Genomic DNA, 16,833 nt, shown 5'->3' with positions numbered 1-16,833 from the left:
CCCCGGCCCCGGGGGCGTCGCCCGCCCCGACACGGGGGCCGGGCCCCGGCACAGAGGCCGGCCGGGGGCGCCGGCTCCGTAGGAGTGATGCGACGTCAGCCGAACGTGCGTCGACCCAGCGGGTGGCGCGGGCCGGACTTCACGTCCGCGGGGTTGGACCGTGCCTTGACCTCGGCGCCGTCGGAGATGCCGCCCTGGTCGGTGTCGCACTTGCTCGGGTCGGTCTTCGCCTTCTTGAACCGCTTGTTGGCCTTGCCGGTCATCTCGACCTTGTCCTTGAGGCCGTCGCGGTCGGTGTCCTTCTTCGTGGGGTTGGACCGGGTCAGGCCGATGATGAACGTCCCCTTGCGGGTCTTCACCTTCTGCTTGATCTTGTAGCCCTTGACCTCCTTGCCGTCACGCAGGCCGTCCTTGTCGGTGTCCTTGCGCAGCGGGTCGGTCCGCACGGTGATCGACTTGCGGGCCTTCTGGCCGCAGATGCGGAACTTCTCGCGGATCTTGACGCCGTTGACCTCCGCGCCGTCGGTGAGGCCGTCGTTGTCGGTGTCGGCGTCGAGCGGGTCGGTGTGGTGCGTGTTGATCTCGGCGCCGTCGGTGAGGCCGTCGTTGTCGGTGTCGGCGTCGAGCGGGTCGGTGTGGTGCGTGTTGACCTCCGCGCCGTCGCTCAGCCCGTCGTCGTCACTGTCCGGGTCCTGCGGGCTGGTGCCGACCGGCCCTTCCTGCTGGTTGGGCAGGCCGTCGCCGTCCCCGTCGCCGGGACCGGCCACCACGGTGAACGTGACCGTGTCCGCGGGGCTCGTGTTGCCGTTGGCGTCACTCTGCGTGGCCGTGACGGTGTGCTGGCCCAGGGACAGGGCGGCGGTCGGCGTGCAGGACCACGTGCCGTCACCGCGCACCACGGCGGTGCAGTGCACCGAGGGGCCCTCGCTGACGCTCACAGTGGCACCCGTCTCGCCGGTGCCCGTGATCAGCGGCGTCGTGTCCTGGACCGAGGCGCCGTCCGAGGGGTTGGTGATGGTCGGAGCGCTCGGAGGTGCGGTGTCGCCGTTGCCGGGGACGACGGAGAAGGTCGTCGTGGCGGTGCCGGTGTTGCCCGCCGCGTCCCGCGCCGTGGCGGTGAACGTGTGCTCGCCGGGCAGCCGCGGCAGCGACGGCGTGCACGACCACATGCCCGAGACGGCGACCGTCGTGCTGCACACGGGGAGGGGACCCTCGGTGACCTCGATCGAGGCGCCCGGCTCGCCGGTGCCCGTGACCGCGGGGGTCGCGTCGGTGGTCGAGGAGCCGTCGGCCGGCGTCAGCACGGCGACGGCTGGGGCGGTCGTGTCCACCGTCAAGGTCGTCGTCGTACCGGGAGAGGTGTTGCCGGCCTCGTCGGTGGCCGTGGCGGTGAAGGGATCCGTCCCGTCCGGGAGTGGCTGCGACGGGGTGCAGCTCCAGGCGCCGTCCTGGTCCGCGACGTCGGAGCAGACCTCGGCGCCGTCCGAGTCGCGCACCACGACGGTCGAGCCGGGCTCGGCGTCGCCGCTGAAGGTCGGCGTCGGGTCGTTGGTCGTCGAGCCGTCGACCGGCGCGTCGATCGTGGGGGCGCTCGGAGCGGAGACGTCGGGCGCGCCGCACTCGACACCGCCGACGGGCGCGGTGGCCTCGACGGACATGGGCGCAACGGCCAGGGACACGTCGGCCGCGGGGGTCGCTCCCACGGCGAGGACCTCGAGGTCGATGCGCAGCAGCGCGTCGACGCTGGCCCGGCCGGTCGGGTCGGTGGACTGGTCCTGCGCGTCGTACGCCGTGATGGTCAGGTTGGCCAGGGGGTCGAGCAGCAGCGGCAGGCGGATGAGCTGCGGGTTGCCGTTGGCCGGGATGGTGATCTGCTGGCCGCCCACGGTGGCCACCACCGTCGGCGGGTTCACGTAGCCGGCGCTGCCGTCCGTGCCGTCCGAGCGCGCCTGGAGCACGACCGGGCTGGTGACGTCCACGTTCACCGCGCCGCCGAGCAGGCTGATGTCGCCGACGGTGGTCGTCGCCTGGGAGACGACGTCCGCCCCGCCGGCGCCGCGGTCGTCGAGGAAGGTGCGCGTCCGGGTCTCGGAGGCCTCGACGTCCGCCAGGGCGCCGAGCACGGGCAGGTCGGCCAGCGTGAGGCCGGCGAGCCTGGTGTGGGCGTCGGAGAGCAGGCGGGTCCCGTCCGCTGCGGCCGGGACGCAGGCGTTGGCGCCGGCCCAGGCGGCCTCGAGGTCGCCGGTGATGGCGCCGACCTGCGCCACGGGCGCCAACGGCACTGCGAGGAGCGTTGTCGGGCCGGGGTCCGCGGACGGCGGTGCGGTGATCGTCCTTGCGTCGACGTTCAGCGGGATGGTGCCGCCGAGCGCGCCGCCGAGGTTGGCGGAGGTCGCGGAGCTCTGGCCGTCCGCGGCTGTGCTGGTGACGGTGCTGCGGCTGTGTCCGACCGCCACCCCGGCCAGCTGGGCGCCGAGCAGATCGGCGTCCAGCTCGACGATGTCGGCGTTCGCGTCGGCGGAGTAGGCCGCCGGCAGCGGGGCCGCCGACGCGGGCGCCTGGCCCACGGCCAGGACGGAGCCCGGCAGGACGACGGCCATGGCGACGGCCGCCGTGCGTGAGAACCGGCTCGACCGCCGGTGGTGGTGCAGATGCATGTCGTTCCCCCCTCGTGAAAGTAGCGCTGATGCAGACCCACGAGACATCCACACAGCAGTGACGCCATCCTGCCAGAGCAACAAGATTGCGAGGCACTAGTAACACATTGTGGCCGAACTATGCGCGGTCCCCGCCCCTGCGGGCGGCATGAAAGCATCGGAGCCGTGACTGAGCTCGGCGCCTCCATGACGCCGCTCGCGGGCGGCTACTCCGGGCGTACGTTCCTCGGCGAGGCGGCCGGCGGGCGCGCGGTGGTGCGGGTCTACCCGCCCGGCGACGTCCGCGGTCCGGAGGCGCCGGAGGTCGATGGGGCAGTCCTGCGCCTGGTGCGTGGGCTGGTGCCGGTGCCGGAGGTGCTCGAGGTACGCCGTGCCCACGACGCGTCGGACCGTCCTGGGCTGCTCGTCACGTCCTGGATGGCGGGGGACCGGGGCGACCTCGTCGTCGCTCGGCTCACCGACGGGGACGACGGGCAGGGCCTGGCGGACCTGGGTCGTGCACTGGGCCACGCCGCCGCCGCTCTCGCCGGCATGCCGATGTTGCGTCCGGGCCCGTTCGTCGACGCCGAGCTGCGGATCGGGCGGTTTCCCGACGCGGACCTGCCGGAGTGGGTGGCCGCGCGGCTCGAGCGCTGGCCCGCCGCGCTGCGGGAGCGGCTGGAGGGCGTGGCCGGAGCCGCCGAGGAGGTCCTCGACGCGGTGGACCGGACGTGCCTGGTGCACGGTGACCTCAACCCCAAGAACGTGCTGGTCGACGCCCGGACGCTCGCCGTGACGGCGGTCCTCGACTGGGAGTACGCGCACGCCGGACACCCGTGGACCGACGTGGGCAACCTGCTGCGCTTCGAGCGTCACCCGGCGTACGTCGACGCGGTCGTCCGGGCGTGGACGCTGGTGCGTGGGGGAGACGCCGACGAGCTCCTCGACGGCGCCCGCGCGGCCGACCTATGGGCGCTGGTCGACCTCGCGTCGCGGGCCGGGACCAACCCGGTCGCGGACCGGGCCGAGGCCCTGCTCCGGGCGGTCGCCGACACCGGCGACCTCCACGCCTGGCCCTTCGACGGGCTGAGCGTGGCGTGAGCGTGCCTCCCGGTTGGACGGGTGCCCTCGCGGGCGCGTAGGCTCGGGTGTTGCGCCAGTCGTCTGCCCGGCTTCCATACCGAGCGAACCCGGGCTCGCCGTGTCCCGGTCAGTGACTCGTCACCGGCCGAGTCCAGTGAAACAGCCGGTTGCGTGCGTCCGCACGACTCCATCCATCCAAGGAATCACTTCCCATATGACGAGCACGCTCTCCACTCTTCCGGACTACGACGCCCCTCAGGTGGCTGTCAACGACATCGGGTCCGAAGAGGACTTCCTCGCCGCCATCGACGAGACCATCAAGTACTTCAACGACGGTGACATCGTCGACGGCACCATCGTCAAGGTGGACCGCGACGAGGTCCTGCTCGACATCGGCTACAAGACCGAGGGCGTCATCCCCTCGCGCGAGCTGTCGATCAAGCACGACGTCGACCCCAACGAGGTCGTCACCGTCGGCGACAAGGTCGAGGCCCTTGTCCTCCAGAAGGAGGACAAGGAAGGCCGCCTGATCCTGTCCAAGAAGCGTGCTCAGTACGAGCGGGCCTGGGGCACCATCGAGCAGGTCAAGGAGGAGGACGGCGTCGTCGAGGGCACCGTCATCGAGGTCGTCAAGGGCGGCCTCATCCTCGACATCGGCCTGCGTGGCTTCCTGCCGGCCTCGCTGGTGGAGATGCGGCGCGTCCGCGACCTCCAGCCCTACGTCGGCCAGACGCTCGAGGCGAAGATCATCGAGCTCGACAAGAACCGCAACAACGTGGTCCTGTCGCGCCGTGCCTGGCTCGAGCAGACCCAGTCCGAGGTCCGCCACGGCTTCCTGACCCAGCTCCAGAAGGGCCAGATCCGCAAGGGCGTCGTCTCCTCGATCGTCAACTTCGGTGCGTTCGTGGACCTCGGCGGCGTCGACGGCCTCGTGCACGTCTCGGAGCTCTCCTGGAAGCACATCGACCACCCGTCCGAGGTCGTCGCCGTGGGCGACGAGGTCACCGTCGAGGTCCTCGACGTGGACATGGACCGCGAGCGTGTCTCCCTGTCGCTGAAGGCGACGCAGGAGGACCCGTGGCAGCACTTCGCCCGCACCCACCAGATCGGCCAGATCGTCCCCGGCAAGGTCACCAAGCTGGTGCCCTTCGGTTCGTTCGTCCGCGTCGAGGAGGGCATCGAGGGCCTGGTGCACATCTCCGAGCTCGCCGAGCGTCACGTCGAGATCCCCGAGCAGGTCGTCCAGGTCAACGACGACGTCATGGTCAAGATCATCGACATCGACCTCGAGCGTCGCCGGATCTCGCTGTCGCTCAAGCAGGCCAACGAGACCGCGGCCGCCGCTGACGTGGAGGAGTTCGACCCGACCCTCTACGGCATGACCGCGACCTACGACGAGCAGGGCAACTACGTCTACCCCGAGGGCTTCGACCCCGAGACGGGCGAGTGGCTCGAGGGCTACGACGAGCAGCGTGCGATCTGGGAGGACCAGTACGCCAAGGCGCACGCCCGCTGGGAGCAGCACGTCAAGCAGCAGGCCGAGGCCAAGGCCGCCGAGGCGGAGGCCGGCGAGGCCACCTCGTACTCCTCCGGTGGCGACGCTGCGGCGGAGACCGGTGGCGACACCGGCGGCTCGCTCGCCTCGGACGAGGCGCTGCAGGCGCTTCGCGAGAAGCTGACCGGCGGCTCCAACTGATCCGCTGATCGACCGATCACCACGACGGCCCGCCGGGGACTCCCGGCGGGCCGTCGTCGTCCGTGCCGACGTCAGGGCTGATCCGCTAGAACTGGCGCCATGACACGACAGGGCACGTCGGCACTGGTCCTCGGTGGCGGAGGCATCACCGGTATCGCCTGGGAGCTCGGCATCCTCACCGGTCTCGCCGAAGCGGGGGTGGACCTGACCGACGCCGACATCGTCGTGGGGACGTCCGCCGGCTCGGTGGTGGGCGCGCAGGTGACTAACGGGCTGTCGCTGCCCGAGCTCTACGCCACACAGCTCGGGCCCGCCGACGCCGAGCTCGGCGGCCGGCTCTCGCGCATCGCCGCGCTCAAGCTCGTGCCGCCGTACGCACTGCCCGGCAGCGGTCGGGCGAAGCTCGCTCGCGTCGGCCGGGTCGCTCGAGCCGCGCACGAGCCCGGGACCGTCGACCGTGAGGGCGTCATCCGCGCCCGGCTGCCGGTCCACGACTGGCCGAACCGGGACCTGCGGGTGACCGCCGTGGACACCGTCAGCGGCGAGTTCACGGTGTTCACACCCGAGTCCGGCGTCGACCTCGTCGCTGCCGTCGCGGCGAGCTGCGCGGTCCCGACCGTGTGGCCGCCGGTCGCGATCGGCGAGCGCACCTACATGGACGGCGGCATGCGGTCGACGGCCAACGTCGACGTCGCGCGTGGAGCGGAGCGTGTCGTCGTGCTCGCCCCGCTGCCGCGCGCGTTCAGCAAGAAGACGTCGATCCGCTCGCAGATCGAGCGCGTGGCGCCGCGGGCCTGGTCGGTGGTGACGCCGGACGCCGACGCGTTGGCGTCGTTCGGTCGCAACCTGCTGGACCCGGCCAAGCGGGCGGCAGCGGCCGAGGCGGGCCTGCGTCAGTCGCGTGGGCTGGTCGACCAGGTCCGCGCCGTCTGGGAGGCATAGGACCCCCGACGTCGCCGCACCCGCCGGGAGTCCCGGCGGGTGCGGCAGCGTGCTCGGTTCAGCGTGCTGGGCTCAGCGTGTTCGGCTCAGCGCAGGACGCGGACCCACCAGCGGACCGTCCTGACGTTGCCGGCCTCGTCGCGGAGCGTCACCACCACGCGGTGCCGCCCGGGGGCGAGTGACTTGGACGTCGCGGTCAGCATGCCCCGGCTCACCCGCACCTTCGCCGCGGACCTGCCGTCGAAGCGCACCTTCACGTCGGCCGCCCGCAGCCGGTCGAACCGGTCGCCGATCCGGACCCGCACGGTGGGCGTGCGGTCGCGGGTCGGGTCGTCGCCTGACACCACGCGCGCCGTCGGCTTGCCGCGGTCGACGGTCCAGCTGCGCACGGCGGGACTGGCGTCGACGTTGCCGGCCCGGTCCACCGCGCGGACCCTCAGCTCGTGCTCGCCCTGGGCGAGCCCGGTGAAGGTGGCCGGCGACGAGCAGGCCGCCCACGGCGCCCCGTCCAGGCTGCACTGGAAGGTGCCCGGCTCGGAGGAGGCGAAGGTGAACGTCGCCGCCGGGCCGCGTGCCGCGCCAGTCGGACCGCCGGTGACGGTGGTGTCCGGGGGAGTGGTGTCACCGGGCACCGGCGTCGGCGGGTCGGTCGGGTCGGTCGGGTCGGTCGGATCGGTCGGGTCGGTCGGGTCCGTCGGGTCGGTCGGGTCCGTCGGGTCCGTCGGGTCGGTCGGGTCGGTCGGGTCGGTCGGGTCGTCGCCGGTGACGACGATCTCGACGGTGTCGGTGACCTCGTCCGTGCCGTCCTGGCTGCCCACGGTCACCGTGGCCGTGTAGGTGCCCGGCTCGGTGTACGTGTGCGTCGGCTCGGCTCCCTCGGCGGTGCTGCCGTCGCCGAAGTCCCAGTCGTAGGTGAGCCCGGCGGTGCTCGGGTCGAGGTCGACGCACGCGATCCGCCTGGCCGGGTTGTCCGGGTCATGGACCACGATCGAGACAGCCTTGGCGCCGGCCCGCTGGGTGCTCGTGACCACGATCGGACCGCTGGCCCCGTCCGCGTCCGAGGTGAACGCGGGCCAGATCTCGTTCTCCTCGGAGAACGGCTTGCTCTCGTCGAAGCGGAAGTGCACCCCGCCGAGCTCGTCGCCGCACGCCTTCTCGTGCACGTGCACCATGTGCTCGGCGTTGGGCTTGACCCCGGTGACGTCGATCGTCGTGACCGTCCTGCCCGCAGACCTGATCATCGTGGCCGTGCCGGCCGCGTCCGGGTAGACGTGCGACCCGTGCGAGTAGGCGGAGAACTCGCCGGCGGTCTTCACCGTCGTGTCGAACTGCACGTCGAGCGGTGCGTCCCCGGTCGTCGGGGTCGCGGTCGCCTCGATCTCGGGCAGCGCCTCGACGTCGATGCGCACGGTGGCCGACCCCGTGTTGCCGTCGGGGTCCGTCGCGGTGAGCTTCGCCTGGTAGCTGCCCGGCTCGGTGTAGGTGTGCTGGGCGAGCGGCTTGGGGCCCTCCATCGACGTCGTGCCGTCACCGAAGTCCCACTGGTAGGTGATGGTGTTGCCCTGGTCGTCCTGGGCGTTCCCGGAGAAGGCGACCACCAGGGGAGCCCGCCCGCTCGTCGGGGTGGCCGTCGCGCTGACGCGCGGCGCCTCACCGGTGACGGTGATCGGGAACGACTTCTCATAGGTCCCGCCCTTGCCGTCTCGGACGGTCAGGGACGCGGTGTACGAGCCCGGCTCGGTGTAGTTGAAGTGGGCGTGGCTCGAGGTCGAGGTGTCGCCCTGTCCGAAGTCCCACAGGTAGGTGAGGTCGTCGCCGTCGGGGTCGGTGGCGTTGGCCTCGAAGTGGACGTAGAGGGGGGCGGCTCCGGTCCGCGGGTCGACCATGGGGTTGGCGGTCGGCGGACGGTTGTCCGGCGCGGGCTCCTCCACCACCACGGTGCCGCGCATGGTGGCGCCGTGGATGCTGCACCAGTACTCGTAGGTCCCGGGCTTGGTGAAGGTGTAGCGCACCGGCTCGCCGTTGGGGTTGCGGTACTCCTGGAGCTCGGGCTGCCACGTGCTGCCGGAGTTCAACGAGGTCAGGTCGTGGCCCATCGTGGCCTGGTCGAACTGCCACTCGACCGTGTCGCCGACCTCGACGGTGACCGTCGACGTCCCGGTGTCCGCCGAGCGCCAGTAGTTGCCTCGCGCCTCGTCGACCGCGTCGACGACCCAGGTCCGGCCCTGCGCCGGCTCCTCGACGACGACCTCGACGGTGTCCTCGGCGGTCTGCCCGTCCGGGTCGGTGACCGTGACCGTCGCGGTGTAGCTGCCCGGCTCGGTGTACGTCCAGGAGGCGTCGGCCGTGTCGGCGGTGTCGTCCTGCGTGCCGCTCACGCCGAAGTCCCAGGCGTAGTCGAGCTCTCCGCCCTCGGGGTCGGTCCCCTCGGCGCTGAAGTCGACGTCGAGCGGCGCGGTGCCGGAGGTGGGCTCGGCAGCCGCCGTCACGGTCGGGGCCTCGCCCTGCTGCTGGCCGGACCAGCGGAAGAAGTCGAAGCTCGCGACCGGGTCGCCCGGCGCTCCGCCCTTGAGTGCCATCACGCCGACCCGCGGGTTGGTGATGCCGGCGAGCGCGCGGGGGTCACCGACCTGGACGAACTCGTTCCCGTCGGTGGAGTAGTAGCCACGCAGCTGGGTGCCGTCCGAGGTCAGCCGCAGCCAGAAGGTGGTCGGGAAGTCGTCGGGCAGGAAGGGCCCGTCGAAGCTGCCGCCACCGGTGTTCCAGTTGCCGCCGAAGTCGAAGTTGTTGGCAGGTGTCGAGGACTTGAGGAACTCGATCCACTCGTTGTCGTCGCCCTTGTCGACGAAGGTGAGCTTCGCGAACCCGGAGCCGCCGCTCCCGGCGACCACGAGTCCGGCCTGCTGACCCGCCTCCGTGGGGTCCCACGTGAGCTTGGACGTCGCCGTCCACGCTCCGTCGGGTGCGTCCTGGGTGACGATGTTGCTGGTGTCGTTGTACTCGCCGGGTCGCGCGGTCAGGCGCAGGGCGCCGCCCGAGACGTCGTACGCCGTCTCGTCGGGGCGCCGAACCGTCCAGTGGCAGTTGTCGAGCAGCTCGGTGTCGTTGAACTCGTCGGACCGCTCGGGCTGCTCGCACGGGGGCGCGGGGTCCTCGGCGCGGGCGCCGGAGACTGCGAAGACGTGCAGCTTGGGGTTCGCGGGCAGGGTCAGCGTGTCGGCCTGCTTGCCCGCCTCGAGCGGGATCCGCTGGCTGAAGATCATGACCCGCGGCGAGGTGTCGCCGCCGCCGTTGTGGCGGTACGGCATGTCGATCGCGATCTCCTCGCCGAACTTCGGGGTGACGGCCCAGTCGGTGAACTGCAGCGGCACCTGGGCAGTGGTGCCGTCGGCGTAGGTCACCGTCCCCTCCTCCTGCACGTCGCCGTTGTGGGCGGTGGCGAGGACGGCCAGCTCGTCGTAGGTGCCGGTGGGCAGGTCGATGACCTGGCCGTCAGCCTCGACGTTGTTGAGCTGCCCGTCGGCGGGGCTGCCGAACTCGTAGTCCACCCCGTTGAGGCGCACCTGTCCGCCGTCGGGGAGCACGGCCTGGGGGAGGAGCTCCGCGGCGAAGCTCCAGCCTCCGCCGTCGAAGTTGCCGTCGCCGGGGTTGGCGTCGGTGGAGATGCCGTCGTTGTTGAACAGCTCCGAGAGGTCGGCCACCGGCCGGCACTCGCCGTCGGCGAGCACCTCGATGCGCACCGGGCTGGTGCCGGTGTTGCCGTCGGGGTCCGTCGCGGTGACGGTCGCGGTGTACTCGCCCGCCTGCGTGTAGGTCCACGACGGCGACTGCTCCGTCGAGGTGTCGTCGGTCGTGCCGTCGACGCCGAAGTCCCACTTCCAGGTGACCGCCTGGTCCTGCGGGTCGGTTGCGGACGCGTCGAACTCGACCTGCAGCGGAAGCACGCCGCAGCGGGGCGCGGCGGTCGCGGTGGCGACCGGGTCGACGAGGACGGTGATCTCCTCGGTCTCCCGGGTCAGCCCACGGTTGCCCGAGGCGTCCACCGGGGTGACGGACGCCGTGTACGTGCCGCCGTCGGTGTAGGTGTGGGACACCTCCGCACCGCCCGTGACGGGGGCGGAGCCGTCGCCGAAGTCCCACTCGTAGGTGATGTCGTCACCCTGCCGGTCCACGCCCTCGGCGGTGAAGTCGACGTTCAGCGGGGCACCGCCGCGCACGGGGTCGGCGGACACGGTGTTGACGAAGGGCTCCTCGACCTCGAGCTCCTTGATCTGGATGTTGCGGAAGCTCACCTCGTCGGCGTTGCCGTGGTTCTGCAGGCCGATGTAGCCGTCGGTGCCGCGGGAGCCGTCGGAGGTGTACTCGTTCACCACCTGGCCGTTGAGCGTCATCGTGTAGGTCTGGCCCCGCACGGTGATCTCGTAGTCGTTCCACTCACCGATCGGTCGGGCGTTGCGCGCGTCCTCGCGGTCGAAGTTGTAGACCGAGCCGGTCTTCTGCGGCTCGTCGCCGGGCTGGCCCTCCTTGATCTGGATCTCGTGACCGCCGTCGACCGCGACCCACGGGTCGGTGCCCGGGTCGGGGAACCGGGTGAAGACGCCGGAGTTGTCGCCGTCGTCGGACAGCTTGAACTGCAGCTTCACCGTGTAGTCGGCGAACGTGCGTTCGGAGTACCAGAGCAGTCCGAGCCCGCCGAAGCTGGTGAGCTGGCAGTTCTCGACCGTGAAGCCGCCGGGACCTGCCTGCTTCCACGAGCTCAGGTCGGTGCCGTCGAAGAGCAGCTCGTAGCCCGGGTCGGGCGTCGGCGCGCTCGCGCAGGGCTGACGGACGGTCACGGCGACCGCCTTGCTCGTGCTCTTGCCGGTCTCGTCCTCGACCGTGACGGTCGCGGTGTACTCCCCGGGCTCGGGGTAGGTCCACGACGCCGTGGCGGTCGTGGCCGTGTCGTCGTCGGTGCCCGCGACACCGAAGTCCCAGGTGTAGGTGATGTCGTCGCCGTCGGGGTCGCTGGCCTCCACCGCGAAGTCGACGTCGAGCGGCGCGAGGCCGTCACCGGGGGTGGCGGTGGCCGACTCGATCACCGGCGAGGTGTTGCCGGCGACACCCTTGCCCTCGACGCTGAACTCGTCGAAGTTCATCTCGCCGTTGCCGGAGTAGACGAAGTAGAGCGGGCGGCCGCCGGTGTCGGCGTCGCGGGCGCTGATGGGTGCGCTGACGGTCTTGTAGAAGTACTGCCCCTCGGTGCCGCCGGCGAGCGGCACCGTGGCCACCACCGGGCCGTCGGGAGCGCCGGCACGCAGCTGGATGGTCGCGCCGGACTGCGGCCCGCCGGAGTAGCGGATCGACACGTCGGTCATGTTGACCAGGCTCATCGGGTCGAACATCACCCAGTCGTTGTTGCCCATGCCGGTGATCAGGCCGCCGCCACCGGGACGGGTGCCGGACTTGTCGTCGTAGCCGGTGTAGCCCACGCCCTGGCGGTTGGTGGCGTGCTCGGCCTGGCGCAGCTTGGGCTGGAGGATGACGGTGTCGCTGCCCGTCAGGGGCGCGTTGGCACCGTCGTTGGCGCCGCCGTCGCGGTAGGTCGCGATCAGCACGCCGTAGGTGTTGGCGTCGGGACCGTGGTCGGCCGAGGCGGCAGTGCGGATCGTGCCCTCGCAGCCGTTGACCGACAGGTTGGGGTGGACGTGCAGGTCGTGGCCGAGGCCCTCCTGCACGACCACCTCCGAGCAGTCGACCGTCTCCTCCGCGTCCTGCACGTCGACGACGAACGGGATGTCGTCGCCGGAGGAGTAGAACCCGCCGTCGGCCGGCAGCTCGATCTCGACCCGGGGTGCGGTGTTGCCGACGTTGACCACGACCTGCGCGGTCGCGGACTTGCCGGTCGCGTCGGTCACGGTGAGCAGGGCGGTGTAGTCGCCGACGGTCTCGTAGGTGTAGGACGGGTTCGCCTCGGTCGAGTCGGTCTCGCCGTCACCGTCGAGGTCCCACGCGAAGGTCACGTCGTCACCGTCGGGGTCGCTGGTGCCTGCGCTCGTGAACTCCACCGACAGGGGCGCGTCGCCCTCCGTCACGTCGGCGTCGGCCCTGGCCACCGGGGCCGAGCCGTTGATGGCGTAGTCGATGCGGACGAGCTTGGTCTGCGGCGAGCCGGAGAAGAAGCCGGTGCCGTACTCCAGGACGTACATCGACCCGTCGGGGCCGAACTCGAGGTCGCCGGGGGCCACGAAGCCGCTCATGAAGTCGTTGATCGCCACGATGTTGCCCTCGGCGTCCATCCGGACTTCCTTGATCCAGCCGCGGCTCATCTCCGACATGAAGTACGAGCCCTCGTAGTGGGCCGGGAAGGCTGTCTCCTTCGCCGCGGTGTTCTGCGACTGGCGGTAGACCTGACCGCCGGTCGGGGTGGAGCCCTGGACGGCCGGGTACTTGTAGGGGGCGACGTCGGAGTAGGGGATCCACGCGTCCGTCATCGGCGGCAGCGACTGCAGCCCGGTGCTGTTGGGGGAGTCGTTGACGTTCGCCATCTCGTCGGGGTCGTTGCACGGGAAGCGCTTGGGCGTGCCGTCGGGGTTCGTGCGGTAGCGGTTGGCCACGAAGTCCCAGTCGACGTAGGCGCCGCCGAAGTCCATCTTCGTCAGGTCGGCTCCGACCTCGCCGCCGCAGTAGGGCCACCCGCCGTTCATCGGCACGTCGGTGCGGTTGAACTCCTCGAAGTGGCGCGGGCCGCGGTTGGGGCTGTTGACCCGCGAGTCCGGGCCGACCTCGCCCCAGTAGAGGACGTCGGTGTCGGCGTCCACCCCGAGGCGGTAGGGGTTGCGCACGCCCATCACGAAGATCTCGGGCCGCGTCTTCGCCGGGTCGGCGTCCGGGTAGAGCGCCGTCGGGTATGCGCCGCCCTCACCGAACAGGTTGCCCTCGGGGATGTCGTACGAGATGCCGTCGCCGGGGGTCGGGTCGACGTCGCCCGCGTCGTCGCCGCGGGGGATGACGCGCAGGATCTTGCCCCGGAGGTCGTTGGTGTTGGCCGAGGACTTCTGGGCGTCGTAGTCCGAGCGGCCCGGTCGCTCGTCGTGGGGGGAGTAGCCGTCGTTGTCGGAGGAGGAGGTGTTGTCGCCGGTGGCCAGGTGCAGGACGCCGCCGTCGCCGAACTGCAGCGACCCGGCGGAGTGGCAGCACACGTTGCGCTGGGTGCCGACCTCGAGGATGACCTTCTCGGAGTCCTTGTCGATGAAGGTCTCGCCGTCGCCGTCGGTCTCGACCGTGAGCCGGGAGAGCCGGTTGGCGTTGTGCGAGGCGGGCAGCGGTGCGTAGTAGACGTAGATCCAGTTGTTCGTGGCGAAGTCCGGGTCGAGCGTGATGCCCAAGCCGCCGTCCTCGAGGCCGCTCCACACGCCGAGGGCGGGGTTGTTCATGATGATCTCGATGCTGCCGTCGGCGGGGTCGTACATCGAGATGTCGCCGGCGCGGGTGATGAAGAAGACGCGACCGTCGGGGGCGACGGTGAGCTCCATGACCTCGCCCAGCCCGGTGCCCTGACCCAGGACGACCTTCTGGAACTTCGAGAGGTCCGGCGCGTCCGCGTCCGCGGCGGCGGCGCTCGTCGCGGGGGACTTCTGCGGGGCGTCCTTATCGCGCGACGCGTCAGCGCCCGGCGACGGCTCTGCGTCGGCGGGGCCGGACTCGACCGTTGGTGCGACCGGGTCGGGGACGGCAGCCGCGACGGGCGCGGTCAGGCCGAGGGCCAGCGCGAGGCCGGTCAGGAGGGCGAGCAGGGGGACGACGATCCGGCGAGACCGCAGGTGCATGGGAGGGGCCTTCCACAAGCCGAGTTCGAGTGGGCCACCACAGGCGTGCGGTCCTGTGACGGGCATCACGCTAGGGCTGACTTTTGCTTCAGGTCAAGCAAAAGTTGCACCGCAGGCGCCAGAACACGACTCCGGCCCGGTGTTCAGCCGCGGGGCACCAGGTGTCGCCGTACGTCGACCGGGCCGAGATCGTCGATCGGGTGACGGGTGGACGCAGGGCCGGCGAACCGGTCGTGGCGGACGTAGTCGACGAGCGAGGCGATGCCCGCGGTCAGGAGCAGGAGCAGGAGGATGGTGGTCATGGCAGTAAGTCTCCGCTCATGAACTTCCTGCCACGAGTGGCAGGAACGCCAGTTCTGGTTGATTTCCTGCCACCGGTGGTGCACCCTGGCGCGGTGAGGAAGGTCGCCGCAGTGGTGCAGGACGGCGCCGAGCCGTTCGGGCTCGGCTCGATCTGCGAGGTGTGGGGCGAGCCCTACCACCCGGAGGACGACAACCCCGTGTTCGACTTCGTCGTCGCCACTCCACGGCCCGGGCGCGTGCGGGGCGCCACCGGCTACGACCTCCACGTCGAGCACTCGCTGGCCGACGCAGCCGACGCGGACCTCGTCTGCCTGATCCCCAAGCGCGACTACCGCGAGCCGTCGCCGGAGGTGGTGGAACTGGTCCGGGCCGCCCACGACCGTGGCGCCCAGGTCTTCGCGCACTGCACCGCCGCCTTCATCCTCGGCGAGGCCGGCCTCCTCGACGGCCGGCGGGCCACCACGCACTGGCGCCACGTCGACGAGCTGGCCGCGCGGCACCCGGAGGCCGACATCGACGGCAACGTCCTCTACGTCCAGGACGGGCCGGTCGTGACCGGGGCGGGGTCGGCCGCCGGTCTCGACGCCGCGCTCCACGTGATGCGCCAGCACTTCGGCGCGCGCGTCGCCGCCACGACCGCGCGGCGGATGGTCGTGCCTCCGCACCGCGACGGCGGGCAGGCGCAGTTCATCGCCCGTCCGGTCCCGGTCTGCGAGTCCGAGGCGCTGGCGCCGCTGCTGGCGTGGATCAGCGCGAACCTGGCCGAGGACCTCGACGTCGAGACGCTGGCCCGGCAGGTGCACATGTCGGGCCGCACCTTCGCGCGGCGCTTCAAGGAGGAGACCGGCACGACGCCGTACAGCTGGATCCTGGGCGAGCGCGTGCGCGCCGCGCAGGAGCTGCTCGAGCAGACCGACCACTCCATCGACTGGGTGGCCGCCGAGGTCGGGTTCGGCAACGCCGCGACGCTGCGCCACCACTTCGGCCGGGCCCGCGGGGTCAGCCCGCAGGAGTACCGCCGCACGTTCCGGACGCCGGCGTGAGGCCGCCTCGACCCTCGGTAGCCTTGCGCGTGTGAACGCGACTGCGCTGGCCGACCTGTCCGCCGACGACCTCGCCGCCCTGCTCGAGGAGCAGCGGGCGGCGTACGCCGCGCTCCAGGCGCGCGGGCACAAGCTCGACCTGACCCGCGGCAAGCCGTCGTCCCAGCAGCTCGACCTGGCCGACGAGCTCCTGCGGCTGCCGACCAGCACCCGGGACTCCGCCGGCGTCGACGTGCGCAACTACGGCGGGCTCGCGGGGCTGCGCGAGCTGCGGGAGATGTTCGCCGAGCTGCTGTGGGTCGAGCCGGACCAGGTGGTGGCCGGCGGCAACTCCAGCCTGTCGATGATGCGCGACTGCCTCGTGTACCTGATGCTCTTCGGCGGCGTGGACTCCGAGCGCCCGTGGGGTCGCGAGGAGAGGGTGCGCTTCATCTGCCCGGTGCCCGGATACGACCGCCACTTCACCCTGCTCGAGAGCCTCGGCGTCGAGATGGTCACCGTCGCCATGCACGACGACGGTCCGGACGCCGACGCCGTCGCCGCGCTGGTGGCCGACGATCCGAGCATCAAGGGCATGTGGGTCGTGCCGACGTACGCCAACCCGACCGGTGCGGTGGTCAGCCAGGAGGTGGCGGCTCGCCTGGCCGCGATGCCGACCGCGGCGCCGGACTTCAAGATCTTCTGGGACAACGCCTACGCGCTGCACCACCTCACCGAGGACGAGGCCAAGAGCGCCGACATCCTCACGCTGGCCTCGGCCGCCGACCACCCGCACCGGCCGATCATGTTCGCGTCCACGTCGAAGATCACCTTCGCGGGAGCAGGCGTGGCCTTCCTGGCCGCCTCGACGGCGAACGTCGAGTGGTACCTCGGCCACCTCGGCAACGGCTCGATCGGGCCCGACAAGGTCAACCACCTGCGCCACGTGGAGTTCTTCGGGTCCGCGCAGGGCGTGCGCGAGCACATGGTCAAGCACCGCGAGATCATCGCGCCGAAGTTCGCCGAGGTGGACCGCGTGCTCAGCGAGCGGCTGGGCGGCCGCGGTGTCGCGACGTGGAACACGCCGGCCGGTGGGTACTTCGTGAACCTCGACGTCGTGCCCGGCACGGCGAGCCGGGTCGTCGCGCTGGCCCGCGAGGCCGGCATCGCGCTGACCCCAGCCGGGTCGTCGTTCCCCTACAAGCAGGACCCCCGCGACACCAACATCCGGCTGGCGCCGACGATGCCGCCGCTCGCCGAGGTGACCGAGGCGATGGAGGCAGTGGCGACGTGCGTGCTGCTCGCGGCACTCGAGCAGGCGGTCGGCGCGAACGCCTGACCCG

General features: G+C 71.4%; 8 protein-coding genes. 5 read left to right on the top strand and 3 right to left on the bottom strand.

Annotation, left to right across the window (positions count from 1 at the left end; all coding sequences use genetic code 11):
- Positions 1-95 precede the first annotated feature (95 nt).
- Positions 96-2,657, bottom strand: a complete 2,562-nt coding sequence (locus tag J3P41_RS18345; protein WP_210652189.1) for an Ig-like domain-containing protein — start codon at positions 2,655-2,657, stop codon at positions 96-98.
- 165 nt (positions 2,658-2,822) lie between these two features.
- On the opposite strand from J3P41_RS18345, the gene J3P41_RS18340 reads away from it, so the two are divergent.
- The 3 genes from J3P41_RS18340 to J3P41_RS18330 all read left to right on the top strand — a co-directional run bounded on the left by J3P41_RS18340 (position 2,823) and on the right by J3P41_RS18330 (position 6,357).
- Positions 2,823-3,737, top strand: coding sequence for a phosphotransferase (locus J3P41_RS18340; protein ID WP_307862075.1), 915 nt, complete (start codon positions 2,823-2,825; stop codon positions 3,735-3,737).
- A gap of 196 nt (positions 3,738-3,933) precedes the next feature.
- Positions 3,934-5,415 (top strand): 30S ribosomal protein S1, encoded by a 1,482-nt coding sequence (gene rpsA, locus J3P41_RS18335; protein ID WP_210652186.1) that lies wholly within the window; start codon positions 3,934-3,936, stop codon positions 5,413-5,415.
- A gap of 99 nt (positions 5,416-5,514) precedes the next feature.
- Positions 5,515-6,357 (top strand): patatin-like phospholipase family protein, encoded by an 843-nt coding sequence (locus tag J3P41_RS18330; protein ID WP_210652184.1) that lies wholly within the window; start codon positions 5,515-5,517, stop codon positions 6,355-6,357.
- A gap of 86 nt (positions 6,358-6,443) precedes the next feature.
- On the opposite strand, the gene J3P41_RS18325 is transcribed toward J3P41_RS18330, so the two are convergent.
- Positions 6,444-14,165 carry a PKD domain-containing protein gene (locus J3P41_RS18325; protein WP_210652182.1) on the bottom strand — a complete coding sequence of 2,574 codons (7,722 nt, stop codon included), beginning with the start codon at positions 14,163-14,165 and terminating at the stop codon, positions 6,444-6,446.
- Positions 14,166-14,308: 143 nt separating this feature from the next.
- Positions 14,309-14,467 (bottom strand): hypothetical protein, encoded by a 159-nt coding sequence (locus J3P41_RS18320; protein ID WP_210652180.1) that lies wholly within the window; start codon positions 14,465-14,467, stop codon positions 14,309-14,311.
- 93 nt (positions 14,468-14,560) lie between these two features.
- Here J3P41_RS18320 and J3P41_RS18315 point away from each other — a divergent pair, with 93 nt between their 5' ends.
- Both J3P41_RS18315 and J3P41_RS18310 read left to right on the top strand, forming a co-directional pair.
- Positions 14,561-15,511, top strand: a complete 951-nt coding sequence (locus tag J3P41_RS18315; protein ID WP_307862074.1) for a helix-turn-helix domain-containing protein — start codon at positions 14,561-14,563, stop codon at positions 15,509-15,511.
- Between the two features lie 31 nt (positions 15,512-15,542).
- Entirely contained in the window at positions 15,543-16,829 is a 1,287-nt protein-coding gene (locus J3P41_RS18310) for an aminotransferase class I/II-fold pyridoxal phosphate-dependent enzyme (RefSeq protein ID WP_210652176.1), read from the top strand.
- Positions 16,830-16,833 lie beyond the last annotated feature (4 nt).

The organism is Nocardioides sp. SYSU D00065, assembly GCF_017916425.1.
Lineage (GTDB): Bacteria > Actinomycetota > Actinomycetes > Propionibacteriales > Nocardioidaceae > Nocardioides.
This window is presented reverse-complemented; position numbering and strand designations above follow the sequence as displayed.